Origin of the sequence: Pseudomonas sp. NPDC086251, from assembly GCF_044746405.1 — a bacterium.
Taxonomy (GTDB): Bacteria; Pseudomonadota; Gammaproteobacteria; order Pseudomonadales; family Pseudomonadaceae; genus Aquipseudomonas.
This window is the reverse complement of the sequence record NZ_JBIVBY010000042.1, coordinates 1-17063: the sequence shown is the minus strand read 5'-3', so window position 1 is coordinate 17063 and position 17063 is coordinate 1. Positions and strand designations below refer to the sequence as shown.

Below are 17063 nucleotides of genomic sequence, written 5' to 3'. Positions count from 1 at the left end.
GGGTCATGCTTTATTATCCAGCATCTTTTTCAGACCATCGAGAGGCGTGCGGCCCACACCGCGGGCAGATGGCACGCAGGAAGCCCGGACTAATAAGATGGCATTGAAATCCCCCGCGTTTCGTAAAAAATTTCCGTTGTTGGTTACCGGCAGTCTGCTGGCCCTGCAACCTCTAGCCACTTCATTCGTGGTCGCCGCGGAACAGTATGACTGCTCAGTCTCTGCTTCGGGTGCCTGGGACTGTGCGCCAAAATCTCCAGCAGCTGCGCTGCCACCCCGCCCCGTCCATGACGGCAGCGCGGTCAGCGCGGGCGGCGAGCCTGCGACCGAGAGCGGCACCAGCGAAGACACCGGCGCCAAACCCGTCCTCGTTACCGAGGCCAAGGGCCGCGGCCTGAAGTCGCGTAGTGCAGACTACAGCCACCTCGACTGGGTTCCGCGCGAGAACCTCACTGCAGCGCAATTGGCCGAAACCGGTCCTTATTGCTCTGGTTCCTATATCGAACCGATTCGTCCTGGCATGAACGACAAGACGAATAAAAGTGACGCTCCGACCTTCCTCGGTGCCAAGGCCTCCCGCTACAAGCAGGATGAGCAGATCGCTACCCTGGCCGGTGACGTGGTCATGCGTCAGGGCAGCATGCAGGTCGAAGCCGACGAAGCGAACCTCTACCAGGCCGAGAGCCGTGGCGAACTGAGCGGCAACGTGCGTGTTCGCGACAACGGCGCGCTGATCGTGGGCGACCACGCCGACGTGCAACTCGACACCGGTGAAGCCAAGATCGACAACGCCGAATACGTGATGCACAAATCGCGCGTGCGCGGCAGTGCGCTGTACGCAAAACGTGCCGAGAACGCGATCATCCGCCTCAAGGATGGTACGTACACCACGTGCGAGCCGAACAGCAACGCCTGGCAGCTCAAGGGCAACAACATCACGTTGAACCCGGCCACCGGTTTCGGTACCGCGACCAACGTGACACTGCGGGTCAAGGACATTCCTGTCCTGTACACGCCGTACATCTACTTCCCGATCGACGACCGTCGCCAGTCGGGCTTCCTGCCGCCGACCATCGGCACCGGCAGCGATACCGGCTTCATGCTGGTTACCCCGTATTACTTCAACCTGGCACCGAACTACGATGCCACGTTGTACCCGCGCTACATGGGCAAACGCGGCCTGTTGATGGAAGGCGAGTTCCGCTATCTGACGCCGTCCAGCGAAGGCCAGTTCGGCGCCGCGTACCTCAACGACGAAGATAACGAGCGCAGCAAGCAGAGCGACTACGACAAAACCCGCTACATGTACAACTGGCAGCACAAGGGTGGCCTGGATTCGCGGGTATTCACTCAGGTCGACTACACCAACATCAGCGATCCGTATTACTTCCAGGATCTGCAAACCGATCAGATTGGTGTGAAGAGTGCTGACTATGTGAACCAGCAGGGTTCGGTCAGCTATCGCGGCGACGATTACACCGCGCGGATCAACGCCCAGGCCTATCAGCTGGCGACCGTATCGAACATCACGCCGTATGATCGTTTGCCGCAGATCACTTTCGACGGTGCGCTGCCATACCATCCGGGTGGCCTGGATTTCAAATACAACACTGAAATCGTGCGGTTTGACCGGGATCTGCAAAACGGCAACTACACCGACGAAGACGGCAACGTATCTCCACGGCTCGACACCAACGTTCAAGGCCTGGCACGCGCCAATGGCGACCGTCTCAACCTGGCGCCCGTCGTAAGCCTGCCGCTGAACTGGACTTATGGTTTCCTTAAGCCATCGCTCAAGTACCAGTACACGCAGTATCAACTGGACCTGGACAGCATCGGCAAGAGCCAGGTTGCAGCGCAGACCGCGGAACAGGACAAGCTCAACGGCACATTCGGCACCAATCAGAGCCGTGGCGTCCCGATCGCAAGCATCGACAGCGGCCTGTACTTCGATCGCAACACCACCTGGTTCGGCAAGAACTATCGCCAGACCCTGGAACCGCGTCTGTTCTACCTCTATGTTCCTGAGAAAGATCAGGAAGACATTCCGGTGTTCGACACGGGCGAGTACACCTTCAACTACGCGTCGCTGTTCCGTGACAACCGTTTCTCCGGCTCCGACCGTGTCGGCGACGAGAACAAACTGTCCCTGGGCGTGACCAACCGCTGGATCGAAGACAACGGCTTCGAACGTCAACGCATCAGCGTCGGCCAGGCCTTGTACTTCAAGGACCGTGAAGTCCAGTTGCCGGGTATCGATGCCAAAACCCGCGACGATGCGCATGCCAATGTTTCGCCTTATGCACTGGAATACGAATACCGCTGGAACCGCGATTGGCGCACCACTGCCGATTACAACTGGGACCCGGACAGCCGCAGCCCTCGCTCGGGCAGCGCAATGTTCCACTACCAGCCTGAAGACAACCCGAACAAGGTCATCAACGCCGGCTATCGCTATCGCAATGACCAGATCCGTTACGACCAGACCACGGGTAAATGGCAAGTGGGTGGTGGTGACTACGGCACCCCGGGCACGCCTGGCTACGTGAAGGATTACTACAAAATCGAACAGCACGACTTCTCGGTGATCTGGCCGATCGTGCCGCAATGGAACGCCATCAGCCGCTGGCAGTATGACTACAACCGCAACCGTACCCTGGAAGCCTTCGGTGGTTTCGAGTACGACAACTGCTGCTGGAAACTGCGCCTGATCAACCGTTACTGGGTTTCCTACGACGAATTCAGTCAGGAAGCTCCGCAAAACGAAAAAGGCGACCATGGCGTCTTCCTCCAAATTGTTCTGAAGGGACTCGGCGGCCTCACCGGCGCCAAAGTAGAGAGCTTCCTCGACAAAGGCATTCAAGGTTATCGTGAACGTGAAGACCAAGCTTTCTGATTGTCTGCGCCCGCTGATGCTGGGCGCGCTGTTCCTGGGTACTGCGGCCAACGCCGCGGTACAGTCCATCGATAAAGTGGTGGCCATCGTCGACAACGACGTGGTCATGCAGAGCCAACTGGACCAACGCGTTCACGAAGTTCAGCAAACCATCGCCAAACGCGGTGCTGCGGTGCCGCCGGCCGGCGTACTGGATCAGCAGGTGCTTGAGCGTCTGATCGTTGAAAACCTGCAATTGCAGATCGGCGAGCGTTCCGGCATCCGCATTACCGATGAAGAACTGAACCAGGCTGTCGGCACCATTGCCCAGCGCAACAACATGACGGTGGATCAATTCCGCGCCGCCCTGACTCGCGACGGCCTGTCGTACGAAGACGCACGCGACCAGATTCGCCGCGAAATGGTCATCAGCCGTGTGCGTCAGCGCCGTGTCGCCGAGCGCATCCAGGTTTCCGAGCAGGAAGTGAAGAACTTCCTCGCTTCCGACCTTGGCAAGATGCAGTTGTCCGAAGAGTTCCGCCTGGCCAACATCCTGATTCCTACGCCGGAAAGCGCCAACTCCGACGCGATTCAGAATGCCGCCAAGCAAGCAGACGCGGTGTACCAGCAGCTCAAGCAAGGCGCTGACTTCGGTCAGTTGGCAATCGCCAAATCCGCCAGCGAAACCGCTCTGGAAGGCGGCGACATGGGCTGGCGTAAAGCCGCTCAATTGCCACCTCCGTTCGATCGCATGCTGGGCACCATGGCTGTCGGCGACATCACTCAACCGATGCGCACCCCGGGCGGCTTCATCATCCTGAAGATCCTCGACAAGCGTGGCGGTGAGACCCAGGTGCGCGACGAAGTGCATGTGCGTCACATCCTGGTCAAGCCGAGCCCGATCCGCGACGAAGCAAAAACCAAAGCGCTGGCCGAATCCCTCTACACCCGTATCGAAGCGGGCGAAGACTTCGGCGAACTGGCGAAAAGCTACTCGGAAGATCCGGGCTCCGCGCTCAACGGCGGCGACCTGAACTGGATCGACCCGAATGCACTGGTGCCCGAGTTCCGCGAAGTGATGGCCAAGACCCCTCAAGGCAAGCTGTCCAAGCCGTTCCAGACCCAATATGGCTGGCACGTCCTGGAAGTTCTTGGGCGCCGCGCCACCGACAACACGACTCAGGCACGTGAGCAGCAAGCCATGACCGTATTGCGTAATCGCAAATACGACGAAGAGCTGCAAACCTGGCTGCGTCAGATCCGTGACGAAGCGTACGTAGAGATCAAGCTCCCTGGTGCAGACCAGGCAACACAGTGAAACCCAAACGTTTCGCGCTGACACCCGGCGAGCCGGCCGGCATAGGTCCTGACCTGTGCCTGCTGCTCGCCTCGCAAGCCCAGCCACATCCCCTGATTGCCATCACCAGCCGCGACCTGCTCCTTGAGCGGGCCGCGCAGCTGGGTGTGGTTGTCGATTTGCTGCCGGTAACCCCGGACCACTGGCCGGATGCACCCGCGCCAGCCAACAGCCTGTATGTCTGGGATACGCCGCTCAACGCCAAGGTCACCGCCGGGCAACTGGACAAGGCCAACGCGGCTTTCGTTCTGGAAACCCTCACCCGTGCTGGCCAAGGCTGCCTCGACGGGCATTTCGCCGGCATGATCACCGCCCCGGTGCACAAGGGCGTGATCAATGAATCCGGGATTGCTTTTTCCGGGCACACGGAATTTCTCGCCGACCTGACCCACACCGCGCAAGTGGTGATGATGCTCGCCACTCGCGGATTGCGCGTGGCCCTGGTCACCACTCACCTGCCCCTGCGCGAGATTGCCGATGCAATCACACCGGAGCGTCTGGAACGGGTCACGCGAATTCTGCACGCCGACCTGCAAGAAAAATTCGGCATCGCCCAGCCACGCATCCTCGTTTGCGGGCTCAACCCGCATGCCGGCGAAGGCGGACACCTGGGCCATGAAGAAATCGACATCATCGAACCTACATTAGAGCGCCTGCGCGGCGAGGGCATGGACCTTCGCGGTCCCCTGCCCGCCGATACTCTGTTTACCCCCAAATATCTGGAGCACTGCGACGCGGTGCTGGCGATGTACCACGACCAGGGCCTGCCCGTGCTGAAATACAAAGGCTTCGGCGCGGCAGTCAACGTGACCCTCGGCTTGCCGATCATCCGCACATCGGTCGACCACGGCACCGCCCTGGATTTGGCCGGCAGCGGCAAAATCGATACCGGCAGCCTGCAAGTCGCCCTGGAAACCGCCTACCAGATGGCCGAGACCCGTTTATGACCGAGCATTACCAACACAAGGCGCGCAAACGCTTTGGCCAAAACTTCCTGCACGATGCCGGCGTTATCGACCGCATCCTGCGTGCCATCCGCGCCAAGCCTGAAGATCACCTGCTGGAAATCGGTCCGGGCCAGGGCGCGCTGACCCAAGGCCTGCTCAACAGTGGCGCTCAGCTGGACGTGGTCGAGCTGGACAAGGATCTGGTCCCGATCCTCAATCAGCAGTTCGCCCACAAGAGCAACTTCAACCTGCATCAGGGTGATGCGCTGAAGTTCGACTTCAACAGCCTGAACGCCGCGCCGAACACCCTGCGAGTGGTCGGCAACCTGCCGTACAATATCTCCACGCCGCTGATTTTCCACCTGCTGCATAACGCCAGCCTGATTCGCGACATGCACTTCATGCTGCAAAAGGAAGTGGTCGAGCGTCTGGCGGCGGGGCCTGGCGGTGGTGATTGGGGCCGTTTGTCGATCATGGTTCAGTATCACTGCCGGGTTGAGCATCTGTTCAACGTGGGTCCGGGCGCGTTCAATCCGCCGCCGAAAGTCGATTCGGCCATCGTCCGCCTGGTGCCGCACGCCGTATTGCCGCACCCGGCGAAGGATCACAAGCTGCTGGAACGCGTCGTGCGCGAAGCCTTCAACCAGCGCCGCAAGACCCTGCGCAACACGCTCAAATTGCTCCTGAGCAACGCTGAAATCGAAGCCGCCGGCGTCGATGGCAGCCTGCGTCCCGAGCAGCTCGACCTGGCCGCTTTCGTGCGCCTGGCCGACAAGCTCAGCGAACAAGTCCTACAGACACCTGCCGACATCTGACAGGCTTGAAGCGTTATCGGGTAGGACACCGGCCGTCATGTCTGGTTTACTACCCGATACTTGGCCTAGACTGAGTTCCATCAGCTACGCCCCGCGTCCCGCTTCGTTTTTAAGGCCTCTTGCATGTCCGATCCTCGTTATCAGGTCGACGTCAGCGTCGTCACCCGCTATCTGGCAGAACAATCGCAACCCGAGCACGAACGCTTTGCCTTCGCCTACACCATTACCGTGCAAAACAATGGCGAGTTACCGGCCAAGTTGCTGTCACGGCACTGGGTCATCACCGACGGTGACGGGCATGTCGAGGAAGTACGCGGCGCCGGCGTTGTGGGTCAGCAACCGCTGATCGAGCCGGGCCAGAGCCATACCTACAGCAGCGGCACGGTCATGACCTCCAAGGTCGGCACGATGCAAGGCACCTACCAGATGGTCGCCGACGACGGTCAGCACTTCGACGCTGTCATCGCGCCCTTCCGGCTGGCGGTGCCCGGAGCCTTGCACTGATGGCGACGTATGCTGTCGGTGATCTGCAAGGCTGTCTTGAAGCCCTGCAATGCCTGCTCAAAAAAGTCGCCTTCGATCCGGCAAAGGATCGGCTGTGGCTGGTCGGCGATCTGGTCAACCGTGGCCCGCAGTCGCTGGAAACCTTGCGCTTCCTCTATAGCATCCGCGAATCGCTGGTGTGCGTACTCGGCAACCATGACCTGCACTTGCTGGCCGCCGGGAAGAACATCGAACGCCTGAAAAAAGCCGATACCCTGCGCGAGATCATCGAAGCGCCCGATTGCGCCGAGCTGCTGGAATGGTTGCGTCAGCAAAAACTCATGCACTACGACGAGCAACGTAACGTGGCGCTGGTGCATGCCGGCATTCCGCCGCAATGGTCGCTGCGCAAAGCCCTGAAGTGCGCCGCCGAGGTCGAGACGGCCCTGCGCGATGACAACTTGCTCCCGCCCTACCTCGACGGCATGTACGGCAACGACCCGGCGAAATGGGACAACGACCTCACAGGCGTGCCACGTCTGCGGGTGATCACCAACTATTTCACCCGCATGCGTTTTTGCACCGCCGAAGGCAAGCTTGACCTCAAGAGCAAGGAAGGCCTCGACTCTGCGCCGCCGGGTTACAAACCCTGGTTCCAGCACAAGGAGCGCAAGACCAAAGGCCTGAAGATCATCTTCGGTCATTGGGCCGCGCTGGAAGGCAAAGTCCTGGAGCCGGGCATCTCGGCCCTCGACACCGGTTGCGTCTGGGGTGGTGCCCTGACCCTGATGAATGTCGACAGCGGTGAACGCCTGTCCTGCAAATGCGACGAGCATGGCCATGCTGCCGTGCCACCAGTCGCCCCACGAATCTCCGAACAATCGTCAGTCAGCGTCCCGCGCTAGACTGCGCTTTCAGCCGAGCCACAGGAGCCCGCCATGAGCGAATTCAAACGTATCCCCCCGGAACAGGCCCAGGCCCTGCGCGAACAAGGCGCAGTGGTGGTCGACGTCCGCGACCCTGCCACTTATGCCGCGTTGCACATCAGCGGTTCGAAGCATCTGGACAACGTTTCCATCTCGGATTTCATCCGTGCCGCCGACCTTGATGCACCGACGGTAGTGGTCTGCTATCACGGCAATTCCAGCCAGAGCGCTGCGGCGTACCTCATCAGCCAAGGCTTCTCTGACGTCTACAGCATGGATGGCGGTTTCGAGTTGTGGCGTACGACTTATCCTTCGGAAACGGCGCAAGGCACCTCCGAATAATTTTTTTGTAACACGCGAGGCCCCGGCCCTCGCGGGCTAGCGCGGTGGCAGACGAACGGTCTGCCACAACTAATTACGTATCTCGCCTTTACCTCCCGAATAAGCAACTATCCTTAAGCGCAGGCCATCCAAAACAGGGGAGAGCCGGTACACCGGCGCGCGGGTCATCGGGAGTAGCTTTCGGGGCGGTACGCTTTGAAAGGGTTCTGGGGGGTAAACAGCAACTGCATATCCGGTTGCTGCCAGCATCGACTGACTGATCCGGCGTCGGCTCCACGTATCGAGCGAGGTGACGTCATGAGTATCTTTAGCCACTTCCAACAACGCTTCGAGTCCACACGCCAGGAAGAACTCTCGCTGCAAGAGTATCTTGAGCTGTGTAAACAGGACCGCAGCGCCTACGCCTCCGCCGCCGAGCGTCTGCTGCTGGCCATCGGAGAACCGGAGCTGCTCGACACCTCGACCAACTCGAGACTGTCGCGAATCTTTTCCAACAAGGTGATCCGCCGCTATCCGGCCTTTGAAGACTTCCACGGGATGGAAGAATGCATCGACCAGATCGTGTCGTATTTCCGCCATGCCGCCCAGGGCCTGGAGGAGAAGAAACAAATCCTCTACCTGCTCGGCCCCGTCGGCGGCGGGAAATCGTCCCTGGCCGAGAAGCTGAAACAGCTGATCGAGAAAGTGCCCTTCTACGCGATCAAGGGCTCGCCGGTATTCGAATCGCCTCTGGGTCTGTTCAACGCCACCGAAGATGGCGCGATCCTCGAGGAAGACTTCGGCATCCCACGGCGCTACCTCAACACCATCATGTCGCCATGGGCCACCAAGCGCCTGGCCGAGTTCGGCGGCGACATCAGCCAGTTCCGTGTGGTGAAACTCTATCCGTCGATCCTCAACCAGATCGCCGTGGCCAAAACCGAGCCGGGAGATGAAAACAACCAGGACATCTCGGCGCTGGTGGGCAAGGTCGATATCCGCAAACTCGAAGAATTCCCGCAAAACGACGCCGACGCCTACAGCTATTCGGGCGCACTGTGCCGGGCCAACCAGGGCCTGATGGAATTCGTCGAAATGTTCAAGGCGCCGATCAAGGTGCTGCACCCACTGCTGACCGCCACCCAGGAAGGCAACTACAACAGTACCGAAGGCCTGGGGGCGATTCCGTTCACCGGCATCCTGCTGGCCCACTCCAACGAATCGGAATGGCACACCTTCCGCAACAACAAGAACAACGAAGCGTTCATCGACCGGATCTACATCGTCAAAGTGCCGTACTGCCTGCGGGTCAGCGACGAAGTGAAGATCTACGACAAGCTCTTGTTCAACAGTTCGCTGGCCAAGGCTCACTGCGCGCCTGACACTTTGAAGATGCTGGCCCAGTTCACCGTGCTCTCGCGCCTCAAAGAGCCGGAAAACTCCAACATCTATTCGAAGATGCGCGTGTATGACGGGGAAAACCTCAAGGACACCGATCCGAAGGCCAAGTCGATCCAGGAATACCGCGACAACGCCGGTGTCGACGAAGGCATGAACGGTCTTTCGACCCGCTTTGCGTTCAAGATTCTGTCGAAAGTCTTCAACTTCGATCCGCACGAAATCGCCGCCAACCCGGTGCACCTGCTCTACGTGCTGGAACAACAGATCGAACAGGAACAGTTCCAGGCCGAGACCCGCGAACGCTATCTGCGCTTCCTCAAGGAGTACCTGGCACCGCGCTATATCGAATTCATCGGCAAGGAGATCCAGACCGCCTACCTCGAGTCTTACAGCGAGTACGGCCAGAACATCTTCGATCGCTACGTGCTGTACGCAGACTTCTGGATCCAGGACCAGGAATACCGCGACCCGGAAACCGGCGAAATCCTCAACCGCGTAGCACTGAACGAAGAACTGGAGAAAATCGAAAAACCGGCCGGCATCAGCAATCCGAAGGATTTCCGCAACGAAATCGTCAACTTCGTACTGCGCGCCCGGGCCAACAACAACGGCAAGAATCCAACCTGGCTCAGCTACGAAAAACTGCGGGTGGTCATCGAGAAGAAAATGTTCTCCAACACCGAGGACCTGCTGCCGGTCATCAGCTTCAACGCCAAGGCCAGCAAAGAAGACCAGCAGAAGCACAACGACTTCGTCACACGGATGGTCGAGCGGGGCTACACCGACAAACAGGTACGACTGCTGTCCGAGTGGTACCTGCGGGTCAGAAAATCACAATAACCCGCTGCCGGTCAGACCGGTTGTCGTCAGCCAGAGGCCTGTGTACGCGTTTTCTGTTACACAGACCTCTGGAAGGTGTTCGAAAGACGGTCGCGAGGTTCAGGCAGCATCCAAAAGCGCTTGGGGGAGCGTGTACATCCCTTGGCACGGTCGATGCTGCGTAACCGCTCGCCCCTTTCAGGACAGCTTCTAAGGAGCAGTCATGAGCTATGTGATCGACCGACGTCTCAATGGCAAGAACAAGAGCACGGTGAACCGTCAGCGGTTTCTGCGGCGTTACCGTGATCACATCAAGAAGGCCGTCGAAGAGGCGGTCAGCCGGCGCTCCATTACCGATATGGAACACGGCGAGCAGATCAGCATTCCCGGTCGCGACATCGACGAGCCGGTGCTTCACCACGGTCGCGGTGGCAAGCAGACCGTCGTGCATCCGGGCAACAAGGAATTCACCAGCGGCGAGCACATTGCCCGTCCGCCCGGAGGTGGTGGCGGCCGAGGCCCGGGCAAGGCCGGTAATTCGGGCGAAGGGATGGACGAATTCGTCTTCCAGATTACCCAGGAGGAATTTCTCGAATTCATGTTCGAGGACCTCGAACTGCCCAACCTGGTCAAGCGCAACCTGACCGGCACCGACACCTTCAAGACCGTACGCGCAGGCATCAGTAACGAGGGCAACCCGTCGCGGATCAACATTATCCGCACCTTGCGCTCGGCCCACGCGCGGCGGATCGCCCTGTCCGGCAGCAGCCGGGCAAAATTGCGTGAAGCCAAGGAGGAACTCCTGCGATTGAAGCAGGATGAACCGGACAACTTCGGCGATATTCAGGAAATCGAGGCGGAAATCGAAAAACTCAGCGCGCGCATCCATCGCGTCCCGTTTCTCGACACTTTCGACCTCAAGTACAACCTGCTCATCAAGCAACCCAACCCCAGTTCCAAGGCGGTCATGTTCTGCTTGATGGACGTGTCCGGCTCAATGACCCAGGCGACCAAGGACATCGCCAAGCGGTTCTTTATCCTGCTGTACCTGTTCCTCAAGCGTAACTACGACAAGATCGACGTCGTGTTCATCCGCCACCACACCAGCGCCCGCGAAGTGGATGAGGAAGAGTTTTTCTACTCCCGGGAAACCGGTGGCACCATCGTTTCCAGCGCCTTGAAACTGATGCAGGAGATCATGGCCGAGCGCTATCCGAGCAATGAGTGGAACATCTATGCCGCCCAGGCCTCCGACGGCGACAACTGGAACGACGACTCGCCGATTTGCCGCGACATCCTGATCAACCAGATCATGCCGTTCGTGCAGTACTACACTTACGTTGAGATCACCCCGCGCGAACACCAGGCCTTGTGGTTCGAGTACGAACGCATCGCTGAAGCCTTCTCTGACACTTTTGCCCAGCAACAACTGGTCTCGGCCGGCGATATCTATCCGGTCTTCCGTGAACTCTTCCAGCGCAGGTTAGTGACATGACCGCCAAAGAGCAGAAGCGCCAACCCATTTCCACCGGCTCAGAATGGACGTTCGAGCTGATCCAGGCCTACGACAAGGAAATCAGTCGCCTGGCGGCTCGTTATGCCCTGGACACCTATCCCAACCAGATTGAAGTGATCACCGCCGAGCAGATGATGGACGCGTATGCCTCCGTCGGCATGCCGCTGGGCTATCACCATTGGTCCTACGGCAAACACTTCCTCAGCACCGAGAAATCCTACTCGCGCGGCCAGATGGGGCTGGCGTACGAGATCGTGATCAACTCGGACCCATGCATCGCTTATCTAATGGAAGAAAACACCATCTGCATGCAAGCGCTGGTCGTGGCGCATGCCTGCTATGGGCACAACAGCTTTTTCAAAGGCAATTACCTGTTCCGCACCTGGACGGATGCCAGTTCAATCATCGATTACCTGGTGTTCGCCAAGCAGTACATCATGCAATGCGAAGAGCGCCACGGCATCGACGCGGTAGAGGACTTGCTCGATTCCTGCCACGCCCTGATGAATTACGGAGTCGACCGCTACAAACGTCCGTATCCGATTTCGGCGGAAGAAGAGCGCCGTCGGCAAAAGGATCGGGAAGAGCATTTGCAGAAGCAGATCAACGATTTGTGGCGGACCATTCCGAAAGGCGCGGACAAGTACAGCGACAAGGACAACGCGCGCTTCCCCGCCGAACCTCAGGAAAACATCCTGTACTTCATCGAAAAACACGCACCACTGCTGGAACCCTGGCAGCGCGAAATCGTGCGGATCGTGCGCAAGATCGCGCAGTATTTCTACCCGCAGCGCCAGACCCAGGTGATGAACGAAGGCTGGGCCACGTTCTGGCACTACACCTTGATGAATGACCTGTATGACGAAGGCCTGGTGACCGATGGCTTCATGATGGAGTTTCTGACGTCCCACACCAGCGTGGTCTTTCAACCCGGCTTCGACAGCCCGTACTACAACGGCATCAACCCTTACACCCTGGGTTTTGCCATGTACCGGGACATTCGGCGCATGTGTGAACACCCTACCGAAGAGGACTATCGCTGGTTCCCTGAAATTGCCGGCACCGACTGGCTGTCGAGCATCAAGTTCGCCATGAGCAGCTTCAAGGATGAGAGTTTCATCCTGCAGTACCTGTCACCGCAGGTGATCCGTGACCTGAAGCTGTTCAGCATTCTCGATGATGACCAGAAGGACGATTTGCTGGTCCCTGCGATTCATGACGAAGGCGGCTACCGCATCATTCGTGAAACCCTGGCCGCGCAATACAACCTGGGCAATCGCGAACCCAACGTGCAGATCTACAGCATCGACCGACGTGGCGATCGCTCCCTGACGTTGCGTCACCAGCAACACGACCGCAAACCACTGGGCGAGTCCACCGAGGAAGTGCTCAAACACCTGCACCGCCTGTGGGGCTTCGATATTCATCTGGAAACCCTGCAAGGCGACCAAGTGATGAAAACCCACCACGTTCCGCCCAGAGGCGAACACGCTGAAGGTGATTACGGCCGACTGGACCTGGCCGTCATCCATCTTTGAACCCGTTTGTGCCTCCGAAAGCTCGACGCAAAGGTTATCCTGTCGAGCTAACGGAGGTTTTTTATGCAGATTTATAAAGTTGGCGGCGCGGTACGCGATCGCCTGCTGGGCAAGCCGGTCACCGATATCGATTGGGTGGTGGTCGGCGCCACCACCGAAGAAATGCTCGCCAAGGGCTTTCGTCCGGTGGGCGCAGACTTCCCGGTGTTTCTTCATCCAAAAAGCGGTGAGGAATACGCCCTTGCCCGAACCGAGCGCAAAAGCGGACGCGGTTACGGCGGCTTCACCTTTCACGCCAGCCCCGAAGTCACCCTCGAAGAAGACCTGATCCGTCGCGACCTGACAATCAATGCGATGGCCGAGGACGATCAGCAGAACCTGACCGATCCTTACCACGGCCAACGCGACCTTGAAGCACGCTTGCTTCGCCACGTTTCCCCCGCGTTCGCCGAAGATCCGCTCAGGGTGTTACGTGTTGCCCGCTTCGCGGCGCGTTATGCCGGACTGGGTTTTACCGTGGCAGCCGAAACCCTGGAGCTGATGCGTCACCTCAGTGAGTCAGGCGAACTGGAGGCGTTGACGGCTGAACGCAGCTGGAAAGAAATCTCCCGCGCCTTGATGGAAGATCAGCCACAGGTATTCATTGAAGTGCTGCGCGAATGCGGCGCGCTCAAGGTGTTGATGCCGGAAGTCGATGCGCTGTTCGGTGTGCCGCAACCGGAAGTCCATCATCCGGAAATCGATACCGGCGTACACACCCTGAGTGTCCTGGAACAAGCGGCGCTGCATAAACAACCGCTGACCGTGCGCTGGGCTTGCTTGCTGCATGACTTGGGTAAAGGCCTGACGCCCGAGGAGGAATGGCCGCGGCACATTGCTCACGAACACACGGGTTTGAAACTGATCAAAGCGGTCAATGAACGCTTCAAGGCGCCGAAAGATTGCCAGGAGCTGGCGCTGCTGGTGGGCAAATATCACACCCACGGCCATCGCGCCTTGGAGCTGAGGGCGTCGACTTTGCTGGAGCTGCTGCAGAGCTTCGACGTTTACCGTCGACCGCAGCGGTTCGAAGAGTTTATCGCAGCGTGCGAGATGGACGCCCGTGGGCGCAAAGGTCTGGAGCAGCGAAGTTATCCACAGGCGGATTATTTGCGTGGGGCGGCGACAGCGGCTCGCAGCGTGGCGGTTCAGCCGTTGCTGGAGAAGGGATTCAAGGGGCCGGAGCTGGGTGAGGCGATCAAGCGTGAGCGGCTAAAGGCGCTGAAGGTTTACAAGGAGAATGCGTCGGCCTGAAAAGCTTCGCGGGCAAGCCTCGCTCCTACAGAGATCAGCGTAAACCCTGTAGGAGCGAGGCTCGCCCGCGAAGGCGTCATCCGCCTCACAACAAATTCAAAGGGGTCAACTGCTCGCCGCGCCACTCAAACGCCACCGGCGCCAACACCTGATCTATCTGCGCCTCGCTCCACAACGTCGCAAAGCTTTTGCCTACACCCGGATGCACGCGATCCGGCGCTATCAGCGACAACGGCCACAGCACAAAGGCATTTTTCAGAATTTCGGCCCGTGGCAGGATCAAGCCATCGAAGTTGCCGACCAGATCGCCGAACAGCAACACGTCGATATCCAGCGGCAAACCCTTGCGATCCGGCGCGTAACGACCGTTGTCCGCCTCGATGAATTTCAACCGACGGTCCAGCTCCATCAGTGGCAGATCGGTGTAAGCCGAGACCACGAAGTTGAAGAACGGCCCGCTCTTGATGCCCACCGGCTGGCTTTCGAACACCGCCGAGCAGCGTATATCCACCAGGAACCCCGCCAGGGCGTCGAGGCCAGCCTGCAAATGGATTTCGCGCTCGATATTGCTACCGAGCCCGAGGTACACCTGAGTCAGCGACATCCGCGCTCGATCTCCACGCCCACACCACCGGTGGCTGCCGGGACAGCGCCTGGCTTGGTCAATTTGAGGCGCACCCAGGTGATCTTGAATTCGCTCATCAGCACCTCAACCAGACGCTCGGCAAAAGTCTCGACCAACTGGTATTGAGCCTGCTCGGCAAAGGCCTGGATGCGCGACGAAACGCTCGCGTAATCGAGTGCCAGCGTCAGGTCATCACCGGCGGCGGCCGGGCGGTTATCCCAGGCGAAGCTCAGATCAAGACGCAAGCACTGTCGGATGCCTCGCTCCCAGTCGTAGGCACCAATGACGGTGTCGACTTCCAGGCCCTCGATAAACACTCTGTCCAAGCACTTTTCTCCGCTGCACGACAAGGGCGCATTGCGCCGTTAGAATCAGGGCGTCCTCGCCCGGAATAGTTAGCATGTTTTGGTTATTGGCGATCCTCGCCTACCTGCTCGGCTCTCTGTCCTTTGCCATTTTGCTCAGCCGCCTGACCGGTAACCCCGATCCGCGAATGAGTGGCTCGGGCAATGCCGGTGCCACTAACATGTTGCGCCTGGCCGGCAAAAAACTCGCCGTCCTGACGTTGCTCGGCGACCTCTGCAAAGGCTTGCTGCCCGTACTGATCGCAGGCCTTGTGGGCCTTTCGCTGCAAGAACAGGCCTGGATTGGCGTCAGTGCCGTCATCGGCCACCTGTTCCCGCTGTACTTTCGCTTTCGCGGCGGCAAGGGTGTCGCCACCGCTGCCGGCATGCTGCTGGGCCTGTACCCGCCAGCTGCACTGCTGGCGGTTTGTGCCTGGCTGCTGACGTTCTACCTGACCCGCACCAGCTCATTGGCCGCGTTGATCGCCACACCGTTGACCCTGCCGCTGCTAGCCTGGCAAGAACCGGCGGCGCTGTTGCCCATGAGCGCACTCACAGGACTGATCGTCTGGCGCCATCGCGGCAATCTACGCGACCTGTTTGCCGGGCGCGAACGGCATTTTTAAATACCGCACCTGAGCGCCGCTCATCACAACCCCGACAATTGCTCCATCGGCCAGCGTGCCTGCACGCTGATCGCCAAGCTTTCGTGCTGACCGGCCTGCAAGCGCTGGCAACCGGCAAACGCAATCATCGCGCCATTGTCGGTGCAAAATTCCGGACGGGCATAAAACACATCGCCCTGCATGTCGCCGAGCATTTTCTCCAGCGAGGTGCGCAACGCCTTGTTGGCGCTAACGCCCCCAGCGATCACCAGACGCTTCATGCCCGCCTGTTTCAGGGCGCGTTTGCACTTGATGGTCAAAGTCTCCACCACGGCCTGCTGGAACGCCAGCGAGATGTCGCAACGGGCTTGCTCGCTGTCGTCCCCGGCGCTGACGCTCTGCTGCCAGGTGTTCAGCGCGAAGGTTTTCAGGCCACTGAAGCTGAAAGCCAGGCCTGGGCGGTCGCACATCGGACGCGGAAAGGTAAAACGTCCTGCAACGCCTTGCTCCGCCAGACGCGCGATTTCCGGGCCACCCGGATAATTGAGGCCCATCATTTTTGCGGTTTTGTCGAACGCTTCACCGGCAGCATCATCGAGGGTCTCGCCCAAAAGCGTGTATTGCCCGATTCCATCGACCTGAACCAGCTGCGTATGACCACCCGACACCAACAAAGCGACGAACGGGAATTCCGGTGGTTGCGCCTCCAGCATCGGCGCCAGCAAATGGCCTTCCATGTGGTGCACGCCCAGCGCCGGAATGCCCCAGGCAAACGCCAGTGCCTGAGCGCAGGAAGCGCCCACCAGCAAGGCACCGACCAGGCCAGGACCTGCGGTGTAGGCGATGGCGTCGATCTCTGTCGGCACGCAGTCCGCCTCGGCCAGCACCTGACGAATCAAGGGCAGCATGCGTTTGACGTGATCGCGCGAGGCCAGCTCCGGCACCACACCGCCATAGGCGCGGTGCAGGTCGATCTGGCTGAACAGCGCGTCGGCCAGCAGGCCGCGCTCACTGTCGTAAAGTGCGACACCGGTTTCGTCGCAGGAGGTTTCTAATCCCAGTACTAGCATGGGTTTGCGCCTTGTTTAGGCTGAATTCGAAGGCGCGCATAATAGTCGCCACGTGATGCCCCGACCAGCGGTTTTCGATCAGAGGCTTTGCATTCCGAGCGAGGCGGGGGTAACATCCGCACCCCTTA

15 protein-coding genes are annotated in these 17063 nt (G+C 59.4%); 12 read left to right on the top strand and 3 right to left on the bottom strand.

Going from position 1 to position 17063, the window contains the following annotated elements:
* Positions 1–97 precede the first annotated feature (97 nt).
* From ACIPL2_RS31180 to ACIPL2_RS31130, 11 genes are all read left to right on the top strand, one after another.
* Complete coding sequence (locus tag ACIPL2_RS31180) at positions 98–2896, top strand: LPS-assembly protein LptD (RefSeq protein ID WP_401363538.1); 2799 nt, start codon at positions 98–100, stop codon at positions 2894–2896.
* Positions 2877–4193, top strand: coding sequence for a peptidylprolyl isomerase SurA (gene surA / locus ACIPL2_RS31175; RefSeq protein WP_401363535.1), 1317 nt, complete (start codon positions 2877–2879; stop codon positions 4191–4193). The genes ACIPL2_RS31180 and surA overlap by 20 nt, the downstream gene beginning before the upstream one ends.
* Positions 4190–5179: a 4-hydroxythreonine-4-phosphate dehydrogenase PdxA gene (gene pdxA / locus ACIPL2_RS31170; protein WP_401363532.1), complete on the top strand. Its 990-nt coding sequence runs from the start codon at positions 4190–4192 to the stop codon at positions 5177–5179. The genes surA and pdxA overlap by 4 nt, the downstream gene beginning before the upstream one ends.
* Complete coding sequence (rsmA, locus tag ACIPL2_RS31165; protein WP_401363529.1) at positions 5176–5994, top strand: 16S rRNA (adenine(1518)-N(6)/adenine(1519)-N(6))-dimethyltransferase RsmA; 819 nt, start codon at positions 5176–5178, stop codon at positions 5992–5994. The genes pdxA and rsmA overlap by 4 nt, the downstream gene beginning before the upstream one ends.
* Positions 5995–6117: 123 nt before the next feature.
* Positions 6118–6498 (top strand): Co2+/Mg2+ efflux protein ApaG, encoded by a 381-nt coding sequence (apaG, locus tag ACIPL2_RS31160; protein WP_401363526.1) that lies wholly within the window; start codon positions 6118–6120, stop codon positions 6496–6498.
* Positions 6498–7382, top strand: coding sequence for a symmetrical bis(5'-nucleosyl)-tetraphosphatase (locus ACIPL2_RS31155; RefSeq protein ID WP_401363523.1), 885 nt, complete (start codon positions 6498–6500; stop codon positions 7380–7382). The genes apaG and ACIPL2_RS31155 overlap by 1 nt, the downstream gene beginning before the upstream one ends.
* Before the next feature lie 33 nt (positions 7383–7415).
* Positions 7416–7745 (top strand): thiosulfate sulfurtransferase GlpE, encoded by a 330-nt coding sequence (gene glpE, locus ACIPL2_RS31150; RefSeq protein ID WP_401363520.1) that lies wholly within the window; start codon positions 7416–7418, stop codon positions 7743–7745.
* Between the two features lie 297 nt (positions 7746–8042).
* Positions 8043–9965: a PrkA family serine protein kinase gene (locus ACIPL2_RS31145; RefSeq protein WP_059407387.1), complete on the top strand. Its 1923-nt coding sequence runs from the start codon at positions 8043–8045 to the stop codon at positions 9963–9965.
* Between the two features lie 202 nt (positions 9966–10167).
* Complete coding sequence (locus ACIPL2_RS31140; protein WP_401363517.1) at positions 10168–11439, top strand: YeaH/YhbH family protein; 1272 nt, start codon at positions 10168–10170, stop codon at positions 11437–11439.
* The gene (locus tag ACIPL2_RS31135) at positions 11436–12998 is read left to right on the top strand and encodes a SpoVR family protein (protein WP_401363515.1); all 1563 of its coding nucleotides are present in this window, start codon (positions 11436–11438) and stop codon (positions 12996–12998) included. The genes ACIPL2_RS31140 and ACIPL2_RS31135 overlap by 4 nt, the downstream gene beginning before the upstream one ends.
* 63 nt (positions 12999–13061) lie before the next feature.
* The gene (locus tag ACIPL2_RS31130; RefSeq protein WP_401363513.1) at positions 13062–14291 is read left to right on the top strand and encodes a multifunctional CCA addition/repair protein; all 1230 of its coding nucleotides are present in this window, start codon (positions 13062–13064) and stop codon (positions 14289–14291) included.
* 85 nt (positions 14292–14376) lie between these two features.
* Here ACIPL2_RS31130 and folK read toward each other — a convergent pair whose 3' ends face one another.
* Complete coding sequence (gene folK / locus ACIPL2_RS31125) at positions 14377–14895, bottom strand: 2-amino-4-hydroxy-6-hydroxymethyldihydropteridine diphosphokinase (protein WP_401363509.1); 519 nt, start codon at positions 14893–14895, stop codon at positions 14377–14379.
* A complete protein-coding gene (gene folB / locus ACIPL2_RS31120; protein WP_007980224.1) occupies positions 14886–15242 on the bottom strand; it encodes a dihydroneopterin aldolase in 357 nt (118 codons plus the stop codon). The genes folK and folB overlap by 10 nt, the downstream gene beginning before the upstream one ends.
* Positions 15243–15316: 74 nt before the next feature.
* On the opposite strand from folB, the gene plsY reads away from it, so the two are divergent.
* On the top strand, positions 15317–15886 hold the full coding sequence (gene plsY / locus ACIPL2_RS31115) for a glycerol-3-phosphate 1-O-acyltransferase PlsY (RefSeq protein ID WP_401363505.1): 570 nt from the start codon (positions 15317–15319) through the stop codon (positions 15884–15886).
* Between the two features lie 23 nt (positions 15887–15909).
* Here plsY and tsaD read toward each other — a convergent pair whose 3' ends face one another.
* The gene (tsaD, locus tag ACIPL2_RS31110) at positions 15910–16935 is read right to left on the bottom strand and encodes a tRNA (adenosine(37)-N6)-threonylcarbamoyltransferase complex transferase subunit TsaD (RefSeq protein ID WP_401363502.1); all 1026 of its coding nucleotides are present in this window, start codon (positions 16933–16935) and stop codon (positions 15910–15912) included.
* Positions 16936–17063: the final 128 nt, after the last annotated feature.